General features: G+C 40.1%; 25 protein-coding genes and 4 pseudogenes. 7 read left to right on the top strand and 22 right to left on the bottom strand.

Features of this window, described 5'->3' with window-relative positions; all coding sequences use genetic code 11:
• Positions 1-371 precede the first annotated feature (371 nt).
• The 6 genes from FO447_RS00745 to FO447_RS00720 all read right to left on the bottom strand — a co-directional run bounded on the left by FO447_RS00745 (position 372) and on the right by FO447_RS00720 (position 6,838).
• On the bottom strand, positions 372-2,921 hold the full coding sequence (locus tag FO447_RS00745; protein ID WP_234699102.1) for a carboxypeptidase-like regulatory domain-containing protein: 2,550 nt from the start codon (positions 2,919-2,921) through the stop codon (positions 372-374).
• 39 nt (positions 2,922-2,960) lie between these two features.
• Positions 2,961-3,791 (bottom strand): GLPGLI family protein, encoded by an 831-nt coding sequence (locus FO447_RS00740; protein WP_200757245.1) that lies wholly within the window; start codon positions 3,789-3,791, stop codon positions 2,961-2,963.
• A 29-nt stretch (positions 3,792-3,820) separates the two neighbouring features.
• The gene (locus tag FO447_RS00735; protein ID WP_200757243.1) at positions 3,821-4,612 is read right to left on the bottom strand and encodes a leucine-rich repeat domain-containing protein; all 792 of its coding nucleotides are present in this window, start codon (positions 4,610-4,612) and stop codon (positions 3,821-3,823) included.
• A 58-nt stretch (positions 4,613-4,670) separates the two neighbouring features.
• Positions 4,671-5,537, bottom strand: coding sequence for a nucleotidyl transferase AbiEii/AbiGii toxin family protein (locus FO447_RS00730; RefSeq protein ID WP_200757241.1), 867 nt, complete (start codon positions 5,535-5,537; stop codon positions 4,671-4,673).
• A 1-nt stretch (position 5,538) separates the two neighbouring features.
• A complete protein-coding gene (locus FO447_RS00725; protein ID WP_200757239.1) occupies positions 5,539-6,120 on the bottom strand; it encodes a type IV toxin-antitoxin system AbiEi family antitoxin domain-containing protein in 582 nt (193 codons plus the stop codon).
• A gap of 457 nt (positions 6,121-6,577) precedes the next feature.
• The gene (locus FO447_RS00720) at positions 6,578-6,838 is read right to left on the bottom strand and encodes a helix-turn-helix transcriptional regulator (protein WP_234699033.1); all 261 of its coding nucleotides are present in this window, start codon (positions 6,836-6,838) and stop codon (positions 6,578-6,580) included.
• A 249-nt stretch (positions 6,839-7,087) separates the two neighbouring features.
• Between FO447_RS00720 and FO447_RS00715 the strand changes: the two genes are divergently transcribed.
• From FO447_RS00715 to FO447_RS16315, 3 genes and pseudogenes are all read left to right on the top strand, one after another.
• Positions 7,088-7,987, top strand: coding sequence for an Rpn family recombination-promoting nuclease/putative transposase (locus FO447_RS00715; RefSeq protein ID WP_200757235.1), 900 nt, complete (start codon positions 7,088-7,090; stop codon positions 7,985-7,987).
• 359 nt (positions 7,988-8,346) lie between these two features.
• Positions 8,347-9,012, top strand: coding sequence for an ATP-binding protein (locus FO447_RS00710; protein WP_200757233.1), 666 nt, complete (start codon positions 8,347-8,349; stop codon positions 9,010-9,012).
• A gap of 371 nt (positions 9,013-9,383) precedes the next feature.
• Positions 9,384-9,554, top strand: a pseudogene (locus FO447_RS16315) (Rpn family recombination-promoting nuclease/putative transposase); the annotation flags it as partial.
• 732 nt (positions 9,555-10,286) lie between these two features.
• Here the strand turns inward: FO447_RS16315 and FO447_RS00695 are convergent.
• The 7 genes from FO447_RS00695 to FO447_RS00665 form a co-directional block, all read right to left on the bottom strand.
• Positions 10,287-10,439 carry a hypothetical protein gene (locus FO447_RS00695; RefSeq protein WP_181976535.1) on the bottom strand — a complete coding sequence of 51 codons (153 nt, stop codon included), beginning with the start codon at positions 10,437-10,439 and terminating at the stop codon, positions 10,287-10,289.
• Positions 10,440-10,674: 235 nt separating this feature from the next.
• The gene (locus tag FO447_RS00690; protein WP_200757232.1) at positions 10,675-11,202 is read right to left on the bottom strand and encodes a hypothetical protein; all 528 of its coding nucleotides are present in this window, start codon (positions 11,200-11,202) and stop codon (positions 10,675-10,677) included.
• Between the two features lie 7 nt (positions 11,203-11,209).
• Positions 11,210-11,413 carry a hypothetical protein gene (locus tag FO447_RS00685; RefSeq protein WP_006846247.1) on the bottom strand — a complete coding sequence of 68 codons (204 nt, stop codon included), beginning with the start codon at positions 11,411-11,413 and terminating at the stop codon, positions 11,210-11,212.
• A 391-nt stretch (positions 11,414-11,804) separates the two neighbouring features.
• Positions 11,805-13,325, bottom strand: a complete 1,521-nt coding sequence (locus tag FO447_RS00680; RefSeq protein ID WP_200757231.1) for a fimbrillin family protein — start codon at positions 13,323-13,325, stop codon at positions 11,805-11,807.
• Between the two features lie 30 nt (positions 13,326-13,355).
• Complete coding sequence (locus tag FO447_RS00675; protein ID WP_200757230.1) at positions 13,356-14,327, bottom strand: fimbrillin family protein; 972 nt, start codon at positions 14,325-14,327, stop codon at positions 13,356-13,358.
• A gap of 57 nt (positions 14,328-14,384) precedes the next feature.
• On the bottom strand, positions 14,385-15,299 hold the full coding sequence (locus FO447_RS00670) for a fimbrillin family protein (RefSeq protein ID WP_200757229.1): 915 nt from the start codon (positions 15,297-15,299) through the stop codon (positions 14,385-14,387).
• 60 nt (positions 15,300-15,359) lie between these two features.
• Positions 15,360-16,214: a FimB/Mfa2 family fimbrial subunit gene (locus FO447_RS00665; protein WP_234699031.1), complete on the bottom strand. Its 855-nt coding sequence runs from the start codon at positions 16,212-16,214 to the stop codon at positions 15,360-15,362.
• Between the two features lie 507 nt (positions 16,215-16,721).
• Between FO447_RS00665 and FO447_RS16310 the strand changes: the two are divergent.
• A pseudogene (locus FO447_RS16310) lies at positions 16,722-16,859 on the top strand (Rpn family recombination-promoting nuclease/putative transposase); the annotation flags it as partial.
• 387 nt (positions 16,860-17,246) lie between these two features.
• Here the strand turns inward: FO447_RS16310 and FO447_RS00655 are convergent.
• The 6 genes and pseudogenes from FO447_RS00655 to FO447_RS00630 all read right to left on the bottom strand — a co-directional run bounded on the left by FO447_RS00655 (position 17,247) and on the right by FO447_RS00630 (position 21,631).
• The gene (locus tag FO447_RS00655; protein WP_200757227.1) at positions 17,247-17,657 is read right to left on the bottom strand and encodes a hypothetical protein; all 411 of its coding nucleotides are present in this window, start codon (positions 17,655-17,657) and stop codon (positions 17,247-17,249) included.
• The gene (locus tag FO447_RS00650; protein WP_234699101.1) at positions 17,561-17,812 is read right to left on the bottom strand and encodes an Rpn family recombination-promoting nuclease/putative transposase; all 252 of its coding nucleotides are present in this window, start codon (positions 17,810-17,812) and stop codon (positions 17,561-17,563) included. The genes FO447_RS00655 and FO447_RS00650 overlap by 97 nt, the downstream gene beginning before the upstream one ends.
• A gap of 65 nt (positions 17,813-17,877) precedes the next feature.
• A complete protein-coding gene (locus tag FO447_RS00645; protein WP_117695798.1) occupies positions 17,878-18,780 on the bottom strand; it encodes an Abi family protein in 903 nt (300 codons plus the stop codon).
• Between the two features lie 953 nt (positions 18,781-19,733).
• Positions 19,734-19,937, bottom strand: coding sequence for a hypothetical protein (locus tag FO447_RS00640; RefSeq protein WP_006846247.1), 204 nt, complete (start codon positions 19,935-19,937; stop codon positions 19,734-19,736).
• 303 nt (positions 19,938-20,240) lie between these two features.
• A pseudogene (locus FO447_RS00635) lies at positions 20,241-20,435 on the bottom strand (hypothetical protein); the annotation flags it as partial.
• Positions 20,436-20,533: 98 nt separating this feature from the next.
• A complete protein-coding gene (locus FO447_RS00630) occupies positions 20,534-21,631 on the bottom strand; it encodes a PDDEXK nuclease domain-containing protein (protein ID WP_200757223.1) in 1,098 nt (365 codons plus the stop codon).
• Between the two features lie 323 nt (positions 21,632-21,954).
• Here FO447_RS00630 and FO447_RS16305 point away from each other — a divergent pair.
• From FO447_RS16305 to FO447_RS00615, 3 genes and pseudogenes are all read left to right on the top strand, one after another.
• Positions 21,955-22,104: pseudogene (locus FO447_RS16305) on the top strand (Rpn family recombination-promoting nuclease/putative transposase); the annotation flags it as partial.
• A 212-nt stretch (positions 22,105-22,316) separates the two neighbouring features.
• Positions 22,317-23,534 carry an ATP-binding protein gene (locus FO447_RS00620; RefSeq protein WP_022109872.1) on the top strand — a complete coding sequence of 406 codons (1,218 nt, stop codon included), beginning with the start codon at positions 22,317-22,319 and terminating at the stop codon, positions 23,532-23,534.
• 211 nt (positions 23,535-23,745) lie between these two features.
• Positions 23,746-24,693, top strand: coding sequence for an Rpn family recombination-promoting nuclease/putative transposase (locus FO447_RS00615; protein WP_200757220.1), 948 nt, complete (start codon positions 23,746-23,748; stop codon positions 24,691-24,693).
• A 131-nt stretch (positions 24,694-24,824) separates the two neighbouring features.
• Here FO447_RS00615 and FO447_RS00610 read toward each other — a convergent pair whose 3' ends face one another.
• From FO447_RS00610 to FO447_RS00600, 3 genes are all read right to left on the bottom strand, one after another.
• Positions 24,825-25,073, bottom strand: a complete 249-nt coding sequence (locus tag FO447_RS00610; protein WP_022251301.1) for a DUF2442 domain-containing protein — start codon at positions 25,071-25,073, stop codon at positions 24,825-24,827.
• Positions 25,070-25,372: a DUF4160 domain-containing protein gene (locus tag FO447_RS00605; RefSeq protein WP_119238464.1), complete on the bottom strand. Its 303-nt coding sequence runs from the start codon at positions 25,370-25,372 to the stop codon at positions 25,070-25,072. Before FO447_RS00605 ends, FO447_RS00610 begins: the two co-directional genes overlap by 4 nt.
• 270 nt (positions 25,373-25,642) lie before the next feature.
• Positions 25,643-26,956 (bottom strand): hypothetical protein, encoded by a 1,314-nt coding sequence (locus FO447_RS00600; protein ID WP_200757218.1) that lies wholly within the window; start codon positions 26,954-26,956, stop codon positions 25,643-25,645.
• Positions 26,957-26,959 lie beyond the last annotated feature (3 nt).

The following is a 26,959-nucleotide window of genomic DNA, read 5'->3' as shown; positions in this document are numbered from 1 at the left end:
TTACATTTTTATCGTATGACATATAAAACGTATGACATGCAGGAATACATTTTTGTTCATCCCGAGGAATGGCATTCAAGGAAAACTCATTCTTCGGGATTTTTTCCGTTTTCATCCTTTAGCATAAAGAAAATGAGCCGTTCCTTGGAGGCTTTGCGCCTCCAGCCACTGGGCGAACCTCCGCAGTGTTTTCAATGGTATTAGATTTACTCTTGCCAAAACATGGTGTCCATAAAGACACAGCAAGGTATGTTTCGAGTTACTCGAAACCTTTTGGGTTGCTCCCAAAGACCTTGCCATAAATGGATGTATTTCTCTCCAAAGTTGAGAAATAATAAAAACTTTATTTTACAACACCTGTTTTGTTAGGTTTACATTGTTAGTTTTACAGTGCAGACACACTCTCTTCCCCTCAGTAGATAGTTATACGTGAAGGTATTGACGGAATTATAGATAGTGTATGCATATTGGCGTTGATTCAAAATGTTCCTGATGTCAAAAGAAATCTTCATGACTTTCTTCCTATATGACAACCCCATATCGAGCAAACTCATTGTCTTTGACACATCTTTCGTCAATTCATTCTTTACAATGTCAGCAGAAGTGTCGAATGTAAAGCCATCGAATGGCATGAGTTTCAATGACACTTTGTGTTGTTGGCTCAGATAGCTGTTGTTCTGATACTCCGTGGAAAGATAAGTTTTGGCAAACATTCCGTTATAAGCCAACTCCACATACTTGCAAGGTTGTGAAGTCAGATATGGGGAGAATGCCCAACTCTTCCAAGTGTATTCCTGCTGAAAATCATTCTGCAAAGTCGTTTGTCGCTTCCATTGGTAGCCACCATTCAAGGAAATCTTTGTCTTGATGGGTTCTATAAATTTAGTGACACCAACTTGCCCCATAAAACTTCTACCTGTATTTGGGGCATATATCTTCGACATCGTGATGAGAGTAGAACTTGCATCTTGACTCATCAGTAAGTTGCTCTTTTCCTGATTATATAGAAAGTCTGCATTGAAGAACCACATTTTCAGTGGTATCTTATAGTCGTAATGCAATGAGGCGTTCAAACTCTTGTTGTCCGCCAAGATACCAGAGCCAACCTTCAGCGAGGTGTCATTGAATCTGACGGGTGTTTTCAAGAAATCCAAAATGTCCCCAAAGGTGCGAGCATAGAATATGTTGGTGCGAAGTACCGAGCGAGAAGTTACCTTATAGTTGCAATATACGCTAGGACAAACAGAATAATACCAAGAACCAGACGATGCGCTTTCCAAGTTGTCCTTATGGATTATATAGTCTATGCGCATAGGTATTTCCAATCGGAAGACATATTTATATTGAGGATGTGAGTACTCATATTGTGGTACCAGAGCCATTCTGAAATTCTGCATATTCACATCATTGCTCTCGTCTGTAGGGTGCAGGCTTGTTTGCACCTTATCCATATAATAATTCAGCAATATTGGTAAATAAATACGAGAATAGAGATGCTTTTTAGACATTGAGAGAGTATTCTCTGTACGAAAACTTCTTCCATTGGCATTTTGTACCACATTATCGGTAGTTTCCTTGTTAAGAGTTATCTTTCCCATAGGAGAACCTTGATACGACATGATAGACGTAACCGCCCAACACAAATCCTTGTGATGCCACAAGGTAGAGAACTTGTTGTTCACATAAAACTCTCTCATGGTCTGCTTCTGGTTAAAGAGAGAACCGTTCTCTTTAGTAGGCAATTCTGATGTCAGAAAAGAACCTGTGCTCGACAGTGTGTTGCTAAGATAAGTCTTTTCTGAGTTGTCTTTGTATTCCAACTGGATGCTTGGGCGATGTATGGTTGATAGGGGAGAATACTCTTGGGCGATAATGACATTGTTATCCGCATCCGCATAACTTCTCGTCAAGCTATAGTCGTACTGACTTTTGGCATAGCTATACCCGATATTACCTTTTAGGGTAACATCCTTTCTTATCTTTCTCAATATGTTGAATGACAATAATCTATCTGTTGGTGAGGCATATCTGTCAATTTCAATAGGAGGAGTGGAAGCGGAAATGTTCTCTAATAAATTAGACAACGTAGATAATGTCTCTTTGTTGTCAAAGTGATTCGTCCCATCAGTCAATGCAAACTGATTGATATTGCCTGCTTTTAGCGAAGCCAACATTTGAAAGTTGGATTTGAAGAGCATACCGGCACCATTGATTTCATATAAGGTGTGTTTGCCTGCCCCTAATGACACTCCATAAGAGCCTACAGGCTTAAACTTTGCCTTGTTGCTCATGTTCACATTGATAGCCACGTTGTCTGAGAATACATCTTTGTTGGCTTTTACGGCTTGGTGGTTACTCAACACTTGGACTGAGTTGACAAAAGAAGCGGGTATATTGGTAGTGGCAATGTTGTATCGTCCACCCAACAAATCCATGCCATTGATATAGAAGTTAGAAATCTCCTTGCCCAGATATTTGATAGAACCTTTGTCGCCTACTTCAATGCCAGGGAGTTTCTTCATGGCATCTTTCAGCGTATAGTCATTCTTTCCGATATACGAGGCTAAGTTGTATGACAAAGTATCCCCTCGTTGGTAGATGGCTGGAGCTTTTACAACAACCTCTTTTAGGTCTGTGGTCTTTTCCTTTAGATTGAAGTTGCACTCTTGTGAGACATTCTTGATTTCTCTTTTGGTTTTCTCGTATCCGATGGCTTCGGCAGTGACGATTAGCTGCTTGGCATCTGACTTAAGTGTTATCTTATAAGTTCCATTTTCTGATGTTCTCGCAAAGCCAAGAGTAGCCTTATCGGCATTTACTCTTACGATGACACCTTCCAAAGCCGTGCCAATGGTGTCACGCACTATTCCTGTAACTACACTTTGGGCAAAAGTGCAGTTACAGAGACAAGCTAACATCATCAAAATTAGAAACCTTCTCATATTTATCAATCTCTTTGTTTACTTCAATTCGAGAGGAACATATCCATTAGGGCGCACTCTCAGTACCACACCATTGACCAAGGCACTATGCCCACCATCCTCATATTTCTGAATAGTCATCTCGCTGATGGATTCTGCAGGAATGTTGCCCATAGGATTTTGCTCAAACTTATTCTTCGCCTTGACAAACTGTTCCCTCGAAGTCTTGATGATATTGGTGTAAGGCTTGAAGTTCATAGGGGTGCTTGATTTACGGAAAGTTATAGCATTGAACTTATGTATGCCTTCTGAATCCTTTGCTGCCAATACCAAGCCTGGCAAACCACAAAGTTTCCATGGTCCAAAGGATGCTGGTATGTCCGTGGAATACCAAACAGTCCAAGTTCTTCCACCATATTCTCCAACAGCTTTCTGACAGGTGTAACCACAGATAGTGTCAATGCCCTCGCTCAGATTCCAATTTATGGGATTGGCACTTTCCGTATAGCTGTAGTAGTTTGGCGTGATTACGCTATAAACGGTCAGTTTGCCCTTAGGCACATTTTGAGAGACTGATTGGTCGAAAAGCAAATCATTTCTCTTTTCCCGTGTCTTGAACTTTTGAATCTCTGATTCTGGCGCTTTGCAAGCAATGGCTGAGTCTGCTTGAAACGCAGTGTAATCAGAGAACATAGCTGAGTTTCTGCCAATTTGAAGAATGGTAGAAGTGACATCAGAAGAGCCTTTGTCATTCTTCATTTGGTACTCGTAGATGCATTCGTATTCATCTACGGAAGAGGAACTCGTTTTCTGCCCGAATGTCTCTGATGTTAGGCAGATGGCGGTTATCAATAAAACAATCTTTTTCATATCCTTTGTCTTTATTGTTGATACTAATGTTATTTCTCTTGGCTTATTGGGCAATTCATAAATGCGGAAGAGTCAACTTTGGGATTAGAATTATACTTCACGAATAAAAGTGACTCGCAGTTTCCAAATGCTCTATATCCGATTTTCTGCAAAGATGCAGGGAGATTGATGCCTTTAAGGTTAATGCATCGGGCAAAGGCAAAATCGGAGATCTCTCTCAAATTGTTCGGAAAGACTATGCGTTCCAAGTTCTTGCAACCAGAAAATGCACGGTCGTTAATTACTTCTAGTTGATTCTTGAATACAAGGGCCTTTATGCCTTCGCAACAAGTGAAAGCCTGTCTTCCTATTTTGCTCACATGCTCAGGTATCACGGATATGCAGACCTTATTACAATCCCAAAATGTCCATTCACCGATTTCTTGCAAACTGTCCGGCAAGACGCTAAGCTCTAATTGATGGTCCATATTGAATGCACTATTGCCGATATACCTCACTGTGTTTGGCATCTTTACGGTTTGAAGATTCTCACAAGTATTGAAAGCTCGTTTTTCTATAATCAGCAAATTGTCGGGAAGGATGACTTGCTTAATGTACTTATTCATTTCAAAAGCCATTTCTCCTATTACTTTTACATTCTTAAGCTCTTGGATGTTATTAAAATCCACAACAGAGTCTTTTCCTTCCCATTTCACAAGGCGAGTTCCATATTGTGAATCTTCTACCGTAAAATGGCTCTTTCCTTTTGCCAATGAAAGTGTTGGTAACCAACAAAGGCATAGCAGAAATAGTACAGCAACAGAAATCTTACTTTTTATCATAATCTTCTATTTTTAGTGTTCTTTATATTCAAAGACGAAAGAATGATAAAAGGGTAAACTACTTTTTCCAATATTTTTCAGCCATAGGCTGTAACCTTTCCTTTATTACTTCCATAACAGTCTTGAAATCAAGAGTTTCTTTCCATTGAATCTTTTTCAGAAATGCTTTCCAGCGAACTATACGTGCTGCGTCTGTCGCAAAACTTTCTGTAAACAACTGCAATTCGGGATTGTATGTAAGCCCTCTATTATCGAAAGTCGCCTTAATCGCATCATATAATGTGTCATCAGACAATTCTCTCTTTGTCAGGAGTTGGTAACAGTCGAAGAAATCTTTCATGCGACTGTTGAGCACATCTCGGTCTATCATCGTATGGAATTTCTCGGCAACAACAGTCTCCAAGGAATATGCCTGTATGTTCACAGATGGAATGTCAGGCAAAAGCAATGGGAAGTCAATAGTTGTTGGATATGGAGTTACAACATCACCAAAGCCAATGTCAACAGACATGTTATAAGAAATGGTATCCATGTGGGCAGTAAAATAGAATCGGGTGCCAGGATACTTCTTTTCAACAGTTATAGGCTCCAACTTAATGCTATTAACATCAAACGATACTCCATCCTCATCGCATACAATGCCCAAAATTTCCTGGAACACGTGCGCAAGGAAATCCCTATCACGGCTAATTCTATCTGCCATGAAATCAACATCTACTGTAGGACGTGCCTCAAGTCCGTTCATAGCATAAAGCAAAGAGCCACCTTTCAGCAAAAAATTGTCCTTATATTGGCTTACAGATACTCTGTAAAGCAACCTCTCGTTGAAATATCTTGCCAAGAGATACATATATTTATAGCCTGTCTCATTCATCAGATTGAGCAAGCGGGTCTTAACAGACTTACCGTAGTTTTTCTTTCCCATCTTATTCTATAGCTATTTCAAGATAATTTTTCAATGTATTAAACACTCTGAGGCGTTGGGCGTAATCCTGCAAACGAGTGAGATTGCGGTTTGGCTTTTTCAGATAGGTGCGTATCACTTCAGCACAAATATCTAACCCCAATTTATTCCTGTATTTTACAGCATCGCAAACACTTCGCTCCATATCGGTAATACGAACATGATACCCTGAAATTTCTGCATCCATAATGCCGAACTCCAAGTTCTCCTTCTTCCAATAATACAGCTCTATCGGAAGCGTATCTGGTATCACCACCTTCCGCTTGTTGGCGATGGCTATACAAAAAGCAGGTGGAACAGTTGTCGAAAGCTGATGGTAAGCCCACGCATTGTACAGGCATACAATACCATTAGGTACAATCCGTTCCACATCAATCATTGTATTAAGCAAAGCATCGGGAACGGCATATACGCCATGACGCAACTTTATCAAGTCGCCACGCTCCTTAGCTCTCAACAGTCGTTTATACTCTGACAGATGAGATATATCAGTAGTGGAGATAGTGCCACCAAGTGCTGCTACTTTGCAAACTATATTGTTCATTTCACCTCTTATTAAATGTCATTACAGCTGCAAAAATACAATAAATTTCGAGAATACGGTAAGATTCTACGGATAATTTCATAAAATACCGCACATTTTTGCATATTTTCAGAGTCCTAATTATATTTGAGATGATAATAAACTCTAAAAAACATGCAACAATGCAGTATTCTAAATTTAAAATTGTATTTTTGCCACCAAGATGACAAAGAGTTGTTTGACAATCAAACGTATGCAAATTGTAGAAATTAGAACCGTTGCTAAATCATTACCTCCATTGAGGTGAAAAACTCATAAATCGCTCATTCTAAGCTATTCGGCAGATTTTAGCGTAATTTTCAGAAAAAAAGGTGTCGCATTCCTATCAAAAAGGTGTCGCATTCCTATGAATGCGACACCCTTTTTAACGTATTTTTTCATTTCGCGATGCGTTTTCCTGGTATTTATCGAAAAATGGTTAATCCTGCTTTTTATCCTCCGAGGCTACATTTTCAGCCATTTTCTCCCGCCATTCGGTAGGAGTACAGCCTTCCTTTAACTTGAAAATGCGGTACAGATAGGGACAGGCAGAGAAGCTGTACTCGGCTGAAATGATGTCAGTCTCCGAGAAGTTTCGGGACCGCTCCGCCTTAGGGATATCTAACGAATGCGACAGGGTAACCATATTCAATATGGTACCCCCACGTGCGGCGCACCAGTCTTCTTCTGCTTCTTTCACTTCTCTTTCCGAAGTCTTTCAGAAAGCATCGGGTGTAAAGTCTTTTCCTTGTCAGTATATTCAAGTAACTTGCGAAACTTTAGTTACCATATAATCAAGGGTCTATACACCACTTGTCATCGTGGCATATAGACCCTTGTCCTGTCACATAAGAAACGCAATCTCTTACTTTTTCATAAACTTTTCACTGAAATCTCTTGCGGGTTTGAAAATAAAGTCGTAACTTTGCAGTAGTGAATTTTAAAACAGATGGTTATGAAGTACTTAGATCCTAAGGCAGACCTTACGTTCAAGAAGATATTCGGCAATCATCCTAAAAGACTGATCAGTCTTCTGAACGCTCTCCTGCCACTCAGCGAAGAAGAGCAGATACACGAGATAAAGTATCTGCCTACAGAACTTGTGCCCCAGCTCGAAGGGGGCAAGAACACCATAGTTGATGTACTCTGCACCGACGTCAGAGGCAGGAAGTTCTGCGTGGAAATGCAGATGGAATGGTCTGACGCATTCCAGCAGCGAGTACTGTTCAATGCATCCAAGCTCTATGTGAGTCAGGCAAAAAAGGGCGGAAAATACAGCGAACTGCAACCAGTGTATTCTCTCAACCTGATAAATGATATCTTTGCGCATGATACTCCAGATTTCATCCACAACTACCGCATCGTGCATGATAAGGACAGCAATAAGGTCATCGAAGGCTTGCATTTCACCTTCATTGAACTCCCTAAGTTCACTCCTCATTCCATTGCCGACAAGCGCATGATGGTCTTGTGGCTCCGTTTCCTCACAGAAATAAATTCCAATACGAAGGATATTCCTTCCGACCTGCTCAATGACCCAGAGATTGGAAAAGCCGTAGAGGATCTTGAAGTTTCCGGCTTTACAGATGCCGAGCTCCGTGCCTATGATAAATTCTGGGATTCGGTAAGTGTTGAAAGAACCCTTCTGGATGACAGATATCAGAAAGGTATGGAAAAAGGTAAGGAAGAAGGAATTGCTGAAGGCATGGAGAAAGGTAGAGCAGAAGGCAAGCATGAGGCCAACACAGAAACAGCACAACGATTGCTGGCAATGGGACTTTCTGCCGAACAGGTTTCCAAAGCTACCCAGCTACCTTTGGAAATCATTAAGAATCTGAGCAATTCATAAAAAATATAATAGCGGAGATATTGATGACAAATATCACCATATAACCAAGGGTCTATACGCCACCTTTTCATCGTGGCATATAGACCCTTGTCGCTTCCCGTGAGGCGCAATGTGTACCCAACCTGTTAATTATAAGTAATAAAAACAAAAAATCTATCGTTTTTGTTACTTATGTGAAACAAAAAGAGTATCTTTGCGAAAAGTTTTACTCGTATGAAACAAAAAATATTAGAAAGACTAGGGTATTCCAATCGTATCGAACGCATGTTTGGACGTGGAATGATGATGCTTCCTTGAACCTGTATCTGCAGTATGGCGGGCTCCCTCAGTTGCGCAGTTTAGGATTGGAAAATACGGATTTGGTAGAAGATTATCTTGACAATGTGTATAATACGATAGTACTTCGTGATATCATAGAGCGAGAAAACATCAGAAACATACCATTGTTGCGAACGCTGCTGAAGTTTGTGAGCGATAATATCGGTAAACAATTCTCAGCAACGAGTATTGTAAAATTTCTGAAAAGCCAGAACACCGAAACGTCTGCCAAGATGATTCTCACGTATTTGGAGTATTTAAGCAATGCTTTTATTATCGATCGAGTTAACAGATACGACATTCATGGCAAGCGACTTTTCGAGTTAGGCGACAAGTTCTATTTCGAAGACCTGGGAATCAGGAATCATATTATAGGTGGCAACAGGCGTTTTGATATCGAAAAGGTGATGGAAAACGCTGTATATATCCATTTGTGCAGGATGGGGTATAAAGTATATGTTGGTCAGATGTATAAGACTGAGATTGATTTTGTTGCCGAGAAAGCGGATAGTGTGGCGTATGTGCAAGTTACCTATCTGCTGGCTTCTGAGGAAACGGTAGAGCGTGAATTCGGCAATTTGAAACTGATAAAAGACAGTCATCCCAAATACGTGATTTCTATGGATAGGCTTTACAGTCAAACCAATATTGATGGCATTAAGCACATTCATCTGCGAGATTTTCTGAAAATGACTACTTTGGTTTGATGCCAGGTAGATTACGAATATCACCATATAATCAAGGGTCTATATGCCACCTTTTCATCGTGGCATATAGACCCTTGTCACAGATTTACACAGATATTTACCTTATAACATAAAATATGTGGGTTCCTAACTTTTTCCGTAACTTTTCCCAGAAAACTCTTGCAGATATGAAAATAAAGTCGTAACTTTGCGCTAGCATTTTAATATAGATGATTATGAAGCAGGTAGAAGAAAGATACATCAAAGCCGAGATTGCCAAGTTTACTCCGCAGGAAATGAGGGAGTACGAGACCAGCAAGATGGCATATCGCGACATCAAGAATTCCGTAGACACTGCCAAGCGTGAAGGCATAGCTGAGGGTAAGGAAATTGGTATGAAGGAAGGTATGGAAAAAGGTATGAAAAAAGGTAGAGCAGAAGGCAAACATGAGGCCAACACAGAAACAGCACAACGTTTGCTGGCAATGGGACTTTCTGCCGAACAGGTTGCCAAAGCAACCCAGCTACCTTTGGAAATCATTAAGAATCTGAGCAATTCATAAAAAATATAATAGCGGAGATGTAGATTACGAATATCACCATATAATCAAGGGTCTATACGCCACCTTTTCATCGTGGCATATAGACCCTTGTCACAGATTTACACATATATTTACCTTATAACATAAAATATGTGGGTTCCTCACTTTTTCCGTAACTTTTCCCAGAAATCCCTGGATATCTTTGCACTGTCGTTCGAAGAAAGGCAATAACAATTTATTAACCCTTTAAAAATTTAAGATTATGGAACAGAAAGGAACATTGAAATATCGTAAAGTACAGCGCACACCTCAGACTGGTGAAAACGCAGGTAAGAAGAAGTGGTATGCTACTTCGGTCACCGGCGCGTAGCGGAATTGAAAATCGCTGGCCGAAGAGTAAAGCAAAGGTAAAGGGCGTGCTGCTTCTGGAGCTTTTTGGGTCCCTAATCCCAAAAATCATATAGAATTTTGGGATTACAATCCCAAAATTCAGTATAAATTTTGGGATTAGGATTTTTTTTCTTATCTTTGTGCCGAAATTGGAACAAAGAACTTTATTAATAATGGAAAGGGTTTAATGATATGAAACAACGCTAACACTCAATTTCCGAATACCTTTCTTACTGCATACGATGTGAAGGAAAAAGCCATCGTAACACCAGAGAATTGGTTGGAGTGGGTGCTATAAATAAAAGGTAAAAGCTACATTTTCAGCCATTTTCTCCCGCCATTCGGCAGGAGTACAGCCTTCTTTTAATTTGAAAATGCGGTACAGATAGGTGCGGGCAGAGAAGCCACAAAACGTACCTCGGCAAGCCAGAGGCGGAAGGTGGAGTTTAGAAATGAAGTGAAGTAGCGTGCCAACTCGTTCTTGGAAATATCCAGCGAGCGCGACAGGATAACCATGATTCAATATGGTATCCCCCGCCGGCGCACCAGTCTTCCAGCTTCTTTCACTTCTCTTTCCGGAGTCTTTCAGAAAGCTTCGGTTGTAAAGTCTTTTCCTTGTCAGTATATTCAAGTAACTTGCGAAACTTTAGTCACCATATAACCAAGGGTCTATACGCCACCTTTTCATCGTGACATATAGACCCTTGTCGTTTTCCCGTAATCAGATATATACTGTAAACCTAATTCTGTTTTAATGACGAGAGAATAGTTTTTTTACTGCAACAGTAATTCTTTTGGCTAAATCATCACAGTCAAAACAACTGTTCTTATTGATTAGTATATACAAAGACTCATTTTCTATTGCATAATGCTTGAATAATCTTTCAGATACCACAGACGTAGTGAATTTCTTATATACACGAAATCGTCTTGTTGCCATTCCTAATTCATCATTTTCATCTTCTGCACCAACAAAAAAGAATGAGGCTTTGCTATCTCTTTTCAATACATCAAGCATAATATGGAACAATGTATAGAAAATGATTCTTGGCTCAAATGTGTTAGTCCGAAGACTAAATTTCAATTTACTATTCATATTGGCTTTATCAAAGAACTTCACGCAATAAGCATGTTCCTGATAACGCTCAACTCTTACAATATAAGAATGATGAGATTTAGCTGACTTGAATCTATATTGCAAAGTTTCAATCAGCCATTCATCAGCACTATCCCTGTCTATCATTTGAAAGACGAAGGGATAACCTTCACTTTCTTCCATATTAATTTCAAATTAACTGTTTATAGACAGGGATGCGGATTTTGTCTAATTGTTCTGCTGTCAGAGCCTTGACATCATCGTTAACCGTAAAATATACAGTAGGATATCGGTACTTACCATTAGGCATAAGTACCTTCGTTACCTGCTTGATAATCTCAACTCCATCAAGCGTAACTATCTTAGTCTCTGTTTTATCTACTATCTTTCCCATAAGCAGAATTTTTGTTATTTGATTTATTGATAATGCAAACAGGCACAAAGAAAACTTGTTTTCAAATTGCCGAGTGCAGCATTTCTGCTGCAAAGATACACAGTTTATTTGTAACTACCAAATTATTCGTGAAGAAAACAACATAAAACACATAAATTCCGACTCTGTCAGCATCCGTATCATATCCCCAAAGGGTTGTAAACGGCATTGTTACCGCCTGCATGCCATCCGCCATATCATAAAAAACAGAATAGCTGAGATGTAGATTACGAATATCACCATATAATCAAGGGTCTATACGCCACCTGTTCTTCGTGGCATATAGACCCTTGTCGTTTCCCGTGAGGTGCGGGTGACTATAATTGCTGGGCACCTAATACTCCTGCCCAACTTAGGAGTATAAGTTGTATTTCTTGTCTCCGCAACTTATAGATTTAAATCTATAGCCAAGAAAATCACAGTTAAGATGTTCCGGGGAGTCTTTATAATTTTCCCCGTCAGGATCAGGCTCCCATCCTGTTTCTGTATATTTATCAGACATCTTTCTCTGGTCGCCAGACAACACCAAATCTATAGAGTTCTCTGTATCAATAAAATAAAAGATTTCCGTACCAGCCTTGGATATATTCCCCAATGTCACTTTTCCGAGCCTTAAGCAGGACACAAAAGCCATGTCACCTATGCTTGTTGCATTTGGAGCATTAACAGCTTCCATATTGTAGCAATCATAAAAGGCTGATTGCCCAATGCTTTTAACATTTGGCAAGTTTATTGATTTTAGCTGAGTACACTCCAGAAATGCTTCAGCACATAATGTCTCAACTCCGTTAACAGTTAATTCAATACTGCCATCATCTGCACTACTTAGGGCATCTTTTATCTTCTTAAGCACATCTCTACCTGCATCTGCATCTAAAGTGATTTCAATGTCCTTTTTACTCGCAGCCAAAGCCTTTTCTATCACCAGTAAGGCTTTTTCTGTAGTTGTTACAGCATCGCCCCCTTCGATAACGCTGCCTGTACTCCAATTAGTAACATTTACATTTCCTACCGCAGCATTATCCTTACCTATTTTTACGTTATAGGTATAGCTTTGGGATTTTTCGTGAGCAGGAATACCCTTTACAAACAAGTCTTTTGACAATGTTGGATTGCCATCTTCATCATTGTATGTCACTGTGAGTTTGAGGAAATTCTCTCCATCTTTTTTTTCACCAGGTGCAACCAATGCATAGAAGACATTATTGCCATTCTCATCAGAAGTTGGATCTTTATAAGCTGTGATTTCTTCTATGTTCTCATTTTCTCCTACTTGCTCTTCTGCCGAAACATGAAGTTTTGAATAAACTTTTACATCGGTAAGCACAGGCTTCAGTCCATCGAATTCATTGCCAAAAGAACTTACTCTGACAACAACACGAGCTGTTTGACGCTGAAAATATAACTCCAACATTCTATCTTGAGGAGCTTTAGCCTCAATTCGATTAGTCCACATATAATCAGACTTGGCTATTTTGTCAAGGGTAGATTGGTCAGCAGACACATATCCACTATATATCGTATTTACAGTGTTTTCACTTGCGCTATAAGGGTATATTGCTTTGAACTCCTGTAAGCCACCCGTCCAACACAAATAGTCACCATTTTCTGGTATCCAATTGTCACCACTTTTAGTGTAATTTACGGTTTTACCATTAGTCAATATGCGGATTAAATCGCCATCATTAAACACAGACAGAGCTTCTTCTGTTTTGCCCACTGGATTACTACGTGTAAAAATACTATTTTTACCAACGTTGGCTGTAACCTCAACTACATTGCTCAAAGTATTTATACCTTGCTCTTCCTCATTAGAGCAAGCAGCGAGCATTGCAACAAATGCTAATGCGCCAATATATTTTGTTATCTTCATATTTTGTATCTATTAATGTCAAACAAACTTTTATTCTGTCTCTAAATTGTCGGTATGCTCTTCCCCCCAAGGACTTACCCCAATGTAACTTATCTGTACCACATCCTTGCCTACCAATAAATGCAACTGATGGCTTTTCCCTGACAAAAATACAACATCATTTTCTGTAGCAGTCCAAACATAAGAATTGCCATTCACTTTAAAACCGATGCTAAATTTCCCAGATGTGACAGACTGTGGGATTACAATAGCTGAATAGTTGAAAGTTGGATGGGCTGTTTTTTCATCGGCTCCATTGAATTTAACAACCTCAGGAGTAATAGCAGTTGCACCTTGGGTGTTATCAACTTTTGCAACTATTGATTCTGCTGTAAAATCCACCTTACTACTTAGGATAGTTCCATTTATCTTTACATCTGTTACTGATTCTGCCGTAATAGGCTTTTCCTTGTTTTGGTTAAACTCATCTCTTAGCTCGATAGTCAGATTCAACTGACTAAGGATATGGGAGAATGTAATGTCAACAGCTTGGTTGGCATTCAATTCCGTACCAGGAGTGAAGTTCTTTTGTCTATAAACAATGAAGTCTGAAGTATAGTCATTAGCATTGCTTTGGTCTGCCTGTACAGCAAAAGCGTAATCATTATTTCCATAGACTTTAACTTTGCCATTTGCATCTTCGGTAGTCTCCTGATATGGCGCATAAGCCAGAATGTCAACAGCGGTAGTTGAATTCTGCCACAACATCTGGGTAGCAGGAATCCAATTGCTGCCTTCCTTTGTTACCTTGACGTTATCATAGGTATATGTTTCGCTATTAGCATTCTTGATGCAGAAGCCAAACGAATTAAGCTTGTCGGTGCTGTTTCCATAAGAGGCACGGGTATTCATGCCATCTACGCTTGTCATGATTCTGACCACATTATCCATTGGATAATTGCTCTGTGCCAATTCATCCTCACTGGAGCAGCTGGCAAAAACTGCCGTTGCCAAAGCTGCCATTGCTAATATTTTAATTGCTTTCATATTGTCGAATTTTATGTTTTAATTTTAAGAAAGTTAATCGTAAGCCTCACCCTTGATAGGTTCGCCTGTAGAACCCCAGTCTGAGATGTTAACATCGCCAAGTTTTATGACGTCACGTCCTACCTCCAGGTTGACGGTGGTAATCTTGCCACTCTCAAACTTGAAAGGAGTTCCGTTGTCGTAGATGAAGTCCTTGCCGCCAATGGTGATGATTATCTTCTGAACACCATCCTGCGGGATGATGATGGAAGCATATTGCTTGTTGGCGGTTAATGCTGGCATGTCGAAGTCTGCTTTATCTTCTGCTACAGCAGACGGGGTGACAACCTTGGTCAGATAATTGATGGTTGCTTTTTTTGCGGCATTGCCTACAGCTACCTTATCTACGGTAGGTCCCTCTGTTCCCCATTGATTCTTATAGGTAAGGTTCACCACAAGTTTTGCCATTACATGGGTAAAGGTGAGAGGAACAGTTTGCTGTTCATCGACATTATAGGATAAGCCATCTTTGTTGACTGCCACCAAGAGGTCGTTTTCCACTTGCTTTGTCTCATCGAATGTATATTCTCCGGCAGAAAGGTCGGATATTGCTGAAATAGGGTATACACCGATGAAATAATGCTTGTCGCGGTTGTTCTTCCAAAGCATCTGTGGAGTGGATACCCATGAACCGTTAGTCAGCTTATTGATGGCGTTATTCACCACACGCTCGCGTGTCTCTGGAGCAACAGTTGCATCGCCAGTCCAGGCATACACGCTGATTTCATCACCCTCCTCAAAGGTTTGTCCACCCTTCTCATCTGTGGCAACACGTGTCATATTGCCGATACTGGTAGAAACGGTGATATACTTGGAGGTCTCGCCTCCGATACCATTCTCGTTGTCAGAACAACTTCCCAATGTCAAGACCATTGCCATCAGGGCAAAGAGATAAGTCTTCTTTTTCATTGTCTTTTACTATTTTATGTTTATATTCTTGTTATGATTCTTGCTAAATGAGAGGGTCGCTTAATCTTCAGGATTCAGGATTTCACCACGATAAATCCATTCCTCAGTCCAATCATCTATCTTCGTGCTCGTAAGATACATGTAAGGTTTCATCTTCTCAAATTCCAAGTTTATCTGATACTTGCCTCCAGACTTCATGACGGGTGCTTCTATGTCGTAGTTACTAACTACTCCCCCAGGAGAAATCAGTTGGATAAACAACTTGGTGGTATGTAAACCGTTGGCTGTCGGCATCAAGCGTAATGTTTCCGTTTTTAAAGTTTCGCCAGGCACTGCGATTCTCAAAGGTATATCACACTCTTCCTTGGTATAGCTTGCCGTCCCAAATGTTCCATCCTCATTCTTTTGCAGGGGAAGGAGTCCGGTTGCCACATTTAGAACCTTGCCTATCATTGCAAAATTGTCAGGAACTCCTTCAATGAAGATGGTCAATTCTGCAAGTATATGGCGCATTTCATTTTTGGTTATGTAGTTGACATTTGATTTGTCAATACCGATGTCCGTGACACCATAATAGGCATGGTCGGGAGAGGCACTTGGATTGGACAATCCAAACATGAGTTGGTTCATATTGAGGGTTGCCCTTGTAGCCTCACCGATAAAAAACAGTTCTATAAGGTTGGTGGCAGCCAGAATCTGATAATGCCCTACAGGAAGAGCGAAGCGTTGGCTTGCCACCTCCTGCGCACTACCATCATGTTTTTCCTCAACTAAGGAACCGTCATCGGCATTGAATATCCAGAGCTTCACATCCTTCACTTCCGTGCCTTTATCAGCTTCATCTGCCCAAGTGAGCGATACCGACAAACCACCCTCATCCTCACCATCATGAACATCATGGTCGCAACTTGCCAACAGGCATGGGACGCATAACAGCACCCATAACCAAATATTAAATCTTCTTTTTGGAAGAATAAATGCAAGTGCTGCGACCAGTAACCGTTCTTTTCCAGTTAAGTAATTTCTCATATTAATCTATTATGTTTTGATTATAATTTACAATATTTTAAATCCTTCATGATACAGATTGTAAAAATCCTGGTGCAAAGTTAAGGGTTTTATATGAAAGTGGGGGGGTAATATTTGTTTTTTCAGGTATGAATTTTTGGTTTTTGGTGTCTCATTCGTGAGCAATGCGACACCTTGTTGGTATTTTTTAACGTTTCCAGACTCTATTCAAGAAGTAATTATCAACAAAGACTAATTATACGTCACCTGTTCATCGAGGCATATAGACCATTCAACACTCCACATTCAACATTCAACAATCTCTAACTTTTTCCGAAACTTTTCCCTAAAATCTCTTGCGTGTTTGAAAATAAAACCGTAACTTTGCAGTAGTGAATTTTAAAACAGATGGTTATGAAGTACTTAGACCCTAAGGCAGACCTTACGTTCAAGAAGATATTCGGCAATCATCCTAAAAGACTGATCAGTCTTCTGAACGCCCTCCTGCCACTCAGCGAAGATGAACTGATACAACAGCAACAATATCTGCCGACAACAGAAGAACTGGAGATTTCCGGTTTTACTGATGCCGAACTCAGAGCCTATGACAAGTTTTGGGATTCGGTAAGTGTTGAAAGAACCCTTCTGGATGACAGATATCAGAAAGGTATGGAAAAAGGTATGGAGAAAGGTAGAGCAGAAGGCAAACATGAGGCCAACACAGAAACAGCACAACGATTGCTGGCAATGGGACTTTCTGCCGAACAGGTTGCCAAAGCTACCCAGCTACCTTTGGAAATCATTAAGAATCTGAGCAATTCATAAGCGGAGATATTGATGACAAATATCACCATATAATCAAGGGTCTATACACCACTTGTCATCGTGGCATATAGACCCTTGTCCTATCACATAAGAAACGCAATCTCTCTTACTTTTTCATAAACTTTTCACTGAAATCTCTTGCGGGTTTGAAAATAAAGTCGTAACTTTGTGGCATGGATTTTTAATACAGATGATTATGAAGCAGGTAGAAGAAAGATATATCAGCTTGCTGACCGACTTCGGTTTCAAGCGAATTTTCGGCTTTGCCATCATTTTTTTGGCAATTTCCAGACTTTTATGATGGCTACCCCTTGCTTCACCTTTGGCAACACCTTCATCAATACCATTCATGTAATAACTCATCAGGACGCCGTAGTAATCATCGGCAGCCTTAATACTTTCATCGTATTTTTCCTGCTCCTCACTACTCAAGCAACGAACATCCGCCAATTTAGCAAGATGATCGAATATCTTTTTCTGTGCCGTAAAAGGCAATCTTTCCAATACTTCAAAACATAAATCCATTTTTCAAAACCTGTCTCGCATTCTTCCTCACTCTTATCAAAGAAAGGAAGAGAAAGATAGATGAAACGAAGCTTGTCAGAAAACATCGAGTCACTAGACTTCTCCCTCAAAGCAACGTCTGTCCTAAACTTTGTCACCTCATGCTCCTTTGGCATAAAATTCATGATGCAAACCACATAAACCGGTACAAACTGGTATAAAATAGCAGTTTCACTTGAAATTACCTCCATAATGGTTCCATTTGCCATCCCTGCGGAAAGCCGAGAGCTTTTAAGTCAATTTCGGGAAACCGAATGAACAACCATGTTATTTTGGATTGCATATCATTATTGGGGGATATAACATTAAGAAAGTACTTGATGATGCACAGATCGAAGTAAGCACGCATGGAATCTGTTGGTAGCGTTATCCATTCTCTTTCAGGACTATTTGGAATCGCTGGCTGAATAGCATTCTGTTTGTTCCATACTCTTGAATGATGACCACAGGCATTTCGAGTAACAGCAATAACTGTAAGCCATGACTCAAACACATTGATAGGCAAACCAAAACGTTTAGCTATGCGTTTGCGTATGCGATTTTGTTTGATGTTACGATAAATAGCATTGACATTTCCAATAGTAAGCAGCTCGCCTAAAATCCACGATGGTGGATATGGCTCAGAATAGGTTCGCTTGAAATGAAGAACAAACTCCTCCTTGGATTTGCTGTATTCCTTGGATATAGCTCGTATTGTTTCATTAAACCTGGAACTATCCAAGAAATAAGAAGAGTCAGTAAGCCAAAAAGGATTGCCCGTCATATCTGCTGTTATTTGCATTACTGCCCGTCTGATAGCAATTTCAATCTTTTCTATCTCATTGAACATGAGTAGTCTCAGTTTCTTATCAAAACGATAAAGCATCATCACTTTCTTGAAGGATGAACCTTCCTTGTATAAATGTGCTGTCTTGGGCATCTTCAACAAAGGATACATATAAGCAGACAATCTGTAATAACCAATATTGTCAAGGTACTGTATGGCTTTGTTCCTATCATAAATCTGTAAACCTCGTGATTCAAGCAAATTAACGAGATTTTCTGAAGATTCAAATCGTTTTGTAAAAGGTATAAGATTTGCCATATTCAAATGTGTATAAATAAAAAACGCCTCGCACGATTTGAGCATTGTTAAGAGGCTTGGCGAGGACTGACGCTGCAAAGATACGAATAATTATTGAAATCACAAAATTTTCCGCAAGAAAAATCTCGCAAAAGTGAATATTTATGTTTAATAGTATAAAAACGAGCAGTAAAACCATGTTCTGCTTACAAAACAAGAAAGAAGGAATGGTATCCGATTATTCGGATTCTTTTGTATCTTCGCGAAATAGAATCAAAAGAAAAGAATTATGAAGAAAGCTACTTCGGTCACCGACCGCGTAGCGGAATTGAAAATCGCTGGCCGAAGAGTAAAGCAAAGGTAAAGGGCGTGCTGCTTCTGAAGCTTTTTGGGTCCCTAATCCCAAAAATCAGTATAAATTTTGGGATTAGGATTTTTTTCTTATATTTGTGCCGAAATTGAAACAAAGAACTTTATTAATAATGGAAAGGGTTTAATGATATGAAACAACGCTAACACTCAATTTCCGGAAACTTTAGTCACCAATATAACCAAGGGTCTATACGCCATCTATTCATCGTGGCATATAGACCCTTGTCGTTTCCCGTAATCAGATATATACTGTTAACCTAATTACTGAAGTTTCGCATGTGGTTTAAGTACGGGCTGAAGGCCCAAAAGCTCCTAGCCCAGGGCAGCGCCCTGGGTATAATAGCAATCTGCAAGGCGCCCTGTAAGGGCAAAAGCTTAGTATATTGCCAGGTATTTGAAAGCTTTTGCCCTTACAGGGCGACAGGTTTGCGTCCATAAACACCCAGGGCGATGCCCTGGGCTAGGGGCTTCTGCCCTTTCAGGGCGTGTGGAGCTTACATGCGAAACTTCAGTAATTATATTTTAATGACGAGAGATCTGCACTATCCCTGTCTATCATTTGAAAGACGAAGGGATAACCTTCACTTTCTTCCATATTAATTTCAAATTAACTGTTTGTAGACAGGGATGCGGATTTTGTCTAATTGTTCTGCTGTCAGAGCCTTGACATCATCGTTAACCGTAAAATACACAGTAGGATATCGGTACTTACCATTAGGCATAAGTACCTTCGTTACCTGCTTGATAATCTCAACTCCATCAAGCGTAACTATCTTAGTCTCTGTTTTATCTACTATCTTTCCCATAAGCAGAATTTTTGTTATTTGATTTATTGATAATGCAAACAGGCACAATGAAAATTTGTTCTCAAATTACCGAGTGCAGCATTTCTGCTGCAAAGATACACTGTTTATTTGTAACTACCAAATTATTCGTGAAGAAAACAACATAAAACACATAAATTCCGACTCTGTCAGCATCCGTATCATATCCCCAAAGGGTTGTAAACGGCATTGTTACCGCCTGCATGCCATCTGCCATATCATAAATTTTCCGACCTCTCACACCACCGTACATACGGTTCCTATTTTGGGTACCTTTTGAGGTACTACCCACCCCCTTATGTACTCTTCAAGTTTTAGCTTCCTCTTGGCATATCCCCAACCATTGCTTCGGGAAGTCAACTCCTTGAGTTTGGCTGCACGCTTGGACTTACAAAATATCATCGAGTCATCGGCATAGCGGACAAAAGGGACACCCTTGCTATTGGCTATACAATCCCCGCTATTAGGGCTTATTAGGGACTTACCCCCATTAGACAACACACATGCTAGTCAAACCAAAACATGTTTGCATGCAAACATGCAAACATCGTAAACCCTGTCTACGATTTCAATTTTGCTTAGTCTTCTTCCTCTGCCGATTCCTGCTTGATTTCAAGCAGTGTACGTTCATACACCTCCTGCAACTGATAACTTGCCACACCTAACGGAGTGGTAATACCACGCAAAGACCATTCAACAACGGACGAGTCTTTATCCTTGCAAAGGAGAATGCCAATGCTTGGATTGTCTCCTTCTCCTTTAAGCAACTCATCTGCTGCCGAAACATAGAAATTCAGCTTGCCGATGAACTCAGGCATAAAATCCACGATTTTCAACTCCACTACCACATAGCATTTCAACCGAGTATGGTAGAATATCATGTCGGGGAAGTACGCCTTTCCGCTTGGCGTATCAAGTTCTATCTGCCGACCTACATACGCAAAGCCCTTACCCAGTTCCAAGAGGAAACGAGTAATATTGGTAGCCAACTTATTCTCCAAATCCATTTCGCTGAACTTGCTCGGTAAAGAGAAGAAATCCAACTTATATGGATCTTTTATAATCTCTGCAGCCAATAGGTTTTGCGGTTGCGACAATGTAACATCAAAGTTGTTCAACGCCTTGCCTGTATGCTCATACAATTGAGACTTAACAACATACTCCAATTCTGTACGGCTCATGTTGTTTTCAACTACCTTATTAAGATAGAACAAGGCTTCGTTTATCGTATCGCATTTGGAAACAATTACCGTTTGGTGTCTCCAAGGCACACCAAGCAGAATCTCCGGAATTGGTGTGTTGGCATTATCCACTTTCTGTAATTGTCCACCAGCCTGGTGGACAAATTCTATTTGACTTGAATAGAACGCAAACCACCGTTTGATATCATACAAGTTGGTCCTGGAAAATCCCTCACTCTGAGGAAATTCCGCACGCAAGTCAAGACTAAGTCTTCCAATAACTTTTGCCCCCCACTTATACTGTTTCTGTTTCTCACAAATGTCCTCGCCCAAACTCCAATAGAATTTGAGCATTTCTGTATTCACTTTGACTGCAGCTTTAAGCTGTGCCGCATGAAAGCGCTTTTTCAAGTCAGACAACCACTTCACATAGTTCTTGTCTGCCATGAATGAGTCGCTGTTCACAAACTGTGGTATATTGTTCTTTTCAGCCATAACACCTAATCTATCTTTAAAAGTCAACTTTCCCGCAAAGTTACGACTTTATTTTCAAACCCACAAGAGATTTTTGGGAAAAGTTTTAGAAAAAGTTATCAGATAGTATTGGGATAGCAAAATCTTTACTTTTTTACCTTTTTACTTTTTTACCTTTAAAAATCCCAGAAATCTCTTGCAGATATGAAAATAAAACCGTAACTTTGCGGCATGGATTTTTAATACAGATGATTATGAAGCAGGTAGAAGAAAGATACATCAGCTTTGAAGCCAGCAAGATGGCATATCGCGACATCAAGAATTCCGTAGACACTGCCAAGCGTGAAGGTATAGAAATAGGTAGAGCAGAAGGCAAACATGAGGCAAACACAGAAACAGCACAACGATTGCTGGCAATGGGACTTTCTGCCGAACAGGTTGCCAAAGCTACCCAGCTGTCTTTGGAAATCATTAAGAATCTGAGCAATTCATAAAAAACAGAAAGCGGAGATGTAGATTACAAATATCACCATATAACCAAGGGTCTATACGACACCTTTTCTTCGTAGCATATAGACCCTTGTCGTTTCCCGTGAGGTGCAATGTGTACCCAACCTGTTAATTATAAGTAATAAAAACAAAAAATCTATCGTTTTTGTTACTTATGTGAAACAAAAAGAGTATCTTTGTGAAAAGTTTTACTCGTATGAAACAAAAAATATTAGAAAGACTAGGGTATTCCAATCGTATCGAACGCATGTTTGGACGTGGAATGATGATTGCATTGACGGGCCAGAGGCGTGTCGGCAAGAGTTGTGTGATGCGGCGAATTTATAATCACATCGCTGAGAATGAAGAAAATCACGTTATCTATATAGATAAGGAGAAAACCTCATTTGATATGATAGCCAACTATCAGGATCTGGAGGCTTATGTAGCAGCCAACATCGTTGAGGGTAAGGAAAACTATCTGTTTATTGATGAGGTGCAGGAGATTTCTGATTTCGAGAAAGCACTCCTCAGTATCCAATCGGATGATACCTGCCAGATTATGATTACCGGCAGCAACGCCAAGATGCTATCGGGCGAACTGGCAACTCGCCTGAGAGGCAGATATATTGCTTATCGCATTAGAGGACTCTGCTATGAAGAGTTCCTGACGTTCCATGAACTGAAGGATGATGATGCTTCCTTGAACCTGTATCTGCAGTATGGCGGGCTCCCTCAGTTGCGCAGTTTAGGATTGGAAAATACCGATTTGGTAGAAGATTATCTTGACAATGTGTATAATACGATAGTACTTCGTGATATCATAGAGCGAGAAAACATCAGAAACATACCATTGTTGCGAACGCTGCTGAAGTTTGTGAGCGATAATATCGGTAAACAATTCTCAGCAACGAGTATTGTAAAATTTCTGAAAAGCCAGAACACCGAAACGTCTGCCAAGATGATTCTCACGTATTTGGAGTATTTAAGCAATGCTTTTATTATCGATAGAGTTAACAGATACGACATTCATGGCAAGCGACTTTTCGAGTTAGGCGACAAGTTCTATTTCGAAGACCTGGGAATCAGGAATCATATTATAGGTGGCAACAGGCGTTTTGATATCGAAAAGGTGATGGAAAACGCTGTATATATCCATTTGTGCAGGATGGGGTATAAAGTATATGTTGGTCAGATGTATAAGGCTGAGATTGATTTTGTTGCCGAGAAAGCGGATAGTGTGGCGTATGTGCAAGTTACCTATCTGCTGGCTTCTGAGGAAACGGTAGAGCGTGAATTCGGCAATTTGAAATTGATAAAAGACAGTCATCCCAAATACGTGATTTCTATGGATAGGCTTTACAGTCAAACCAATATTGATGGCATTAAGCACATTCATCTGCGAGATTTTCTGAAAATGACTACTTTGGTTTGATGCCAGGTAGATTACGAATATCACCATATAATCAAGGGTCTATATGCCACCTGTTCATCGTGGCATATAGACCCTTGTCACAGATTTACACAGATATTTACCTTATAACATAAAATATGTGGGTTCCTAACTTTTTCATAAACTTTTCACAGAAATCTCTTGCGGGTTTGAAAATAAAGTCGTAACTTTGCGGCATGGATATTTAATACAGATGATTATGAAGCAGGTAGAAGAAAGATACATCAGCTTGCTGACCGACTTCGGTTTCAAGCGAATTTTTGGAACAGCAATGAACAAGGATTTGCTCATTTGCTTCCTCAACAGCTTGTTTAATGGCAGACAGGTTGTGAAGGACGTGTCGTATCTGAATCCAGAGCATGTGGGAGATGTATATACCGACCGCAGAGCCATCTTTGATGTATATTGTGAGGGCGAAAACGGCGAGAAGTTCATCGTTGAAATGCAGAATGCCTACCAGACGTATTTCAAGGATCGCGCCCTCTTCTACTCCACCTTCCCCATCCGAGAACAGGCGCCCAAGGGGAATGAGTGGGATTTCAAGCTCAATCATATATATACCGTTGCCCTGCTCAACTTCAGCATGAACGAGGACGCCTTCGACAAGGAGAAAATCCGCCATCATGTGCAGTTGTGCGACACAGCTACCCACAAAGTATTTTACGACAAGCTCGAATATATTTATGTAGAGATTTCCAAGTTCAACAAACCCCTGGAAGAACTGGATACGCTCTACGAGAAGTGGCTCTATGCACTGAAGAACCTCTATAAGCTTACCCAGCGCCCTAAAGAGCTGTGCGACAAGGTCTTCGACCGCCTCTTCGAGGAAGCCGAAATAGCCAAGTTTACACCGCAGGAAATGAGGGAGTACGAGACCAGCAAGATGGCATATCGCGACATCAAGAATTCCGTAGACACTGCTAAGCGTGAAGGTATAGCTGAGGGTAAGGAAATTGGTATGAAGGAAGGTATGGAAAAAGGTATGGAGAAAGGTAGAGAAGAAGGCAGAGCTGAAGGCATGAACCTGCGAAGCCTTGAGATTGCCAGAAAGATGCTGGCAAAGGGTATGGATGAAGCGTCTATCATGGATATGACGGGGCTGACGGCAGAGGAGATAAAGCTGCTGAAAGCGGAGATGTAGATTACGAATATCACCATATAATCAAGGGTCTATACGCCACCTGTTCATCGTGGTATATAGACCCTTGTCATTTCCCGTGAGGTACTGTAAAAATCACTGTATTAAGGACTTATACAATATTCTTTTCTTGTTCAGCAGCAAACGCCAGCATATAACTTATCTATTGGAAATATCAAATCCCAATTCTTTCCCCAAACGATATTACCAAACTCTATCTTGAACTTTTTGAATTTGTTTTCATTCAAGTAAGAGTTATATTGCGGATGTGGGTGATTTCTGATAAAAGCACCTACATCTATCGTCTTAATGGTGTCATCATTAAAGTGTAATTCAACTTTTAATGGCGCCACATATTTTGCAGAAACGATACTTAAGTTCATAATTTCTTCGTTATTTTAGTTGAACGTATTCTTTTCTTATAAATAAAGAAGTTTACCCATTTATCAACTATATTCTTATAGTACTTCTTCACAAAGGCTTCTGCTGTAGCAGCATCCTTCTCACTTAAAGGTGGTATCTTGCTAGAAGTTCTTCTATGAATTTCAACAAGTTCACCATTTTCTAATATTATCTCGAAAATAGCTTCATGTCCATCCTTCATTACATGAACGTGTATTGGTTCATGCTCATTTGAATAGAACAGAAAGATAAATCCGAAGTATTCAAATATCTTTGGCATCGCAACCTCCTTTTTTAATCTATCTTGATTGCAAAGTTACGACTTTATTTTGAAAACGCAAAGAAAACGGGAGAAAAGTTTCGGGAAAAGTTTGGATTCCCGTATTTTATAAGATAAAGGATAGCCATCCCATACCACAAATGAAGGGTCTATACGCCTCCTGTTCATCGTGGCATATAGACCCTTGTCGTTTCCCATAAAGTGCGGGGGGATATGTTTGCTGGGCAACTTATACTCCTGCCCAGTTTGGAGTTAAACAATCTGTATTTATTATGGAACTGGATAGACACATGTAATAGACTTGAAGTCATAATCGAGGAATACTCTTCCATTATGTTCGTCGCTACCACTATAATCTTTAGTAATATCAGCAGTCCAACAATACCCACCTTCGGTTTCGCCACCATTCATAACTTTCTGGTCTTCTGACAAAACCAAATCGATGTATTTAGTGTCGAGACCATCAAAGATACCATTATTTCTGACATTACCATATACTTTTGTAAGATTGCCTAAAACTACTTTTTGAAGCCCTGTACAATCTAAAAAAGCATTTCCCTCGATTTCTGTAACATCTGGGAGGGCTATGGATTTCAGCATTTTACAGTACATAAATCCTCTTGAAGGAATCTTCTTACATCCTATCAAAGTAAGGTTTATACTCCCATACCCTGCATCTTGAAGTCCGATATGTATTGCATCCAATGTTTCTTCATCCGCATCGGGAGCAAGCATGAGATTGATGTAAGTCTTGCCCGCATCCAATTCCTTCTTGACATCTTCCACAATTTGTTCGTAAGTGATACCTTCGTCAGTCAGCGAAACAACAGTAGCATCCAGTGCATAACTCTTAGCATTTTTTGTTTCTTGCGTGAATTTATAAGTTGCCAAAGGAACTTCCCCATATTTCACATCGACTCTGGAATTTGTTACAAAATTACCATATAAATAGGCATTGCCATTTTCATCAGATGTAAGGGCATAATTTTGATCCCATTTCATATCGCTGCTGCCCGCAGGAGTGAAATATTCGGTATCAACTGTTATTTGCTTATTTGGCATAGTTGCAATGCGGAGTCGTGAATAGTTGCGTGTTGCCTCGGCAAAAGATACATTTATACCATTACCAGTGATTATAGCATTTCCCTCGATATATTCATCTGTTCCAGGATCCTTACCTTCTTTCAAAACTAATTTGCCGGCTTCCCATTTGTAATTAGGGGCATAATATACATGAGGTATGTATGCAGGGTCTCCTTCCCGATAAACCAATTCACCACTTGTCAATTCCCAACTCTTGCCATTATATGTAAAGGTTGCATTATGTCTTCCATAAGAGGTATTGTCTATCTCCAGAAGCAACTCATCTCCTTCAGCCCATGAAGTCTTGCCTTCATCAGGTGTACCAATAGCACGAGTCTGTGAATCTCCGAATGCAGGAAATTCACCAACAACCAACTGTACGTTGTTCTTGCCTGTTGTTGCGGTTGTTTCTTCTATATCACTTGTGCATGACGCCATTACTATGGTAACGACTGCCAGCATGATGTATTGAAATATCTTGCGCATAGTTATATCCTCCATTGT

Source organism: Segatella copri, assembly GCF_015074785.1.
Taxonomy (GTDB): domain Bacteria; phylum Bacteroidota; class Bacteroidia; order Bacteroidales; family Bacteroidaceae; genus Prevotella.
This window is presented reverse-complemented; position numbering and strand designations above follow the sequence as displayed.

Excerpts from the sequence above, each read along its gene's own strand:
- FO447_RS00630 (WP_200757223.1), bottom strand. The coding sequence starts at position 21,631 with ATGGCTGAAAAGAACAATATACCACAGTTTGTGAACAGCGACTCATTC.
- FO447_RS00730 (WP_200757241.1), bottom strand. The coding sequence starts at position 5,537 with ATGGGAAAGAAAAACTACGGTAAGTCTGTTAAGACCCGCTTGCTCAAT.
- FO447_RS00600 (WP_200757218.1), bottom strand. The coding sequence starts at position 26,956 with ATGGAGGATATAACTATGCGCAAGATATTTCAATACATCATGCTGGCA.
- FO447_RS00675 (WP_200757230.1), bottom strand. The coding sequence starts at position 14,327 with ATGGCAGCTTTGGCAACGGCAGTTTTTGCCAGCTGCTCCAGTGAGGAT.
- FO447_RS00610 (WP_022251301.1), bottom strand. The coding sequence starts at position 25,073 with ATGAACTTAAGTATCGTTTCTGCAAAATATGTGGCGCCATTAAAAGTT.
- FO447_RS00655 (WP_200757227.1), bottom strand. The coding sequence starts at position 17,657 with ATGGATTTATGTTTTGAAGTATTGGAAAGATTGCCTTTTACGGCACAG.
- FO447_RS00735 (WP_200757243.1), bottom strand. The coding sequence starts at position 4,612 with ATGATAAAAAGTAAGATTTCTGTTGCTGTACTATTTCTGCTATGCCTT.
- FO447_RS00605 (WP_119238464.1), bottom strand. The coding sequence starts at position 25,372 with ATGCCAAAGATATTTGAATACTTCGGATTTATCTTTCTGTTCTATTCA.
- FO447_RS00725 (WP_200757239.1), bottom strand. The coding sequence starts at position 6,120 with ATGAACAATATAGTTTGCAAAGTAGCAGCACTTGGTGGCACTATCTCC.
- FO447_RS00695 (WP_181976535.1), bottom strand. The coding sequence starts at position 10,439 with ATGGTTATCCTGTCGCGCTCGCTGGATATTTCCAAGAACGAGTTGGCA.
- FO447_RS00670 (WP_200757229.1), bottom strand. The coding sequence starts at position 15,299 with ATGAAAAAGAAGACTTATCTCTTTGCCCTGATGGCAATGGTCTTGACA.
- FO447_RS00680 (WP_200757231.1), bottom strand. The coding sequence starts at position 13,325 with ATGAAGATAACAAAATATATTGGCGCATTAGCATTTGTTGCAATGCTC.
- FO447_RS00690 (WP_200757232.1), bottom strand. The coding sequence starts at position 11,202 with ATGGAAGAAAGTGAAGGTTATCCCTTCGTCTTTCAAATGATAGACAGG.
- FO447_RS00620 (WP_022109872.1), top strand. The coding sequence starts at position 22,317 with ATGAAACAAAAAATATTAGAAAGACTAGGGTATTCCAATCGTATCGAA.
- FO447_RS00640 (WP_006846247.1), bottom strand. The coding sequence starts at position 19,937 with ATGGGAAAGATAGTAGATAAAACAGAGACTAAGATAGTTACGCTTGAT.
- FO447_RS00650 (WP_234699101.1), bottom strand. The coding sequence starts at position 17,812 with ATGCCAAAGGAGCATGAGGTGACAAAGTTTAGGACAGACGTTGCTTTG.
- FO447_RS00715 (WP_200757235.1), top strand. The coding sequence starts at position 7,088 with ATGGTTATGAAGTACTTAGATCCTAAGGCAGACCTTACGTTCAAGAAG.
- FO447_RS00685 (WP_006846247.1), bottom strand. The coding sequence starts at position 11,413 with ATGGGAAAGATAGTAGATAAAACAGAGACTAAGATAGTTACGCTTGAT.
- FO447_RS00740 (WP_200757245.1), bottom strand. The coding sequence starts at position 3,791 with ATGAAAAAGATTGTTTTATTGATAACCGCCATCTGCCTAACATCAGAG.
- FO447_RS00615 (WP_200757220.1), top strand. The coding sequence starts at position 23,746 with ATGATTATGAAGCAGGTAGAAGAAAGATACATCAGCTTGCTGACCGAC.
- FO447_RS00645 (WP_117695798.1), bottom strand. The coding sequence starts at position 18,780 with ATGGCAAATCTTATACCTTTTACAAAACGATTTGAATCTTCAGAAAAT.
- FO447_RS00745 (WP_234699102.1), bottom strand. The coding sequence starts at position 2,921 with ATGATGTTAGCTTGTCTCTGTAACTGCACTTTTGCCCAAAGTGTAGTT.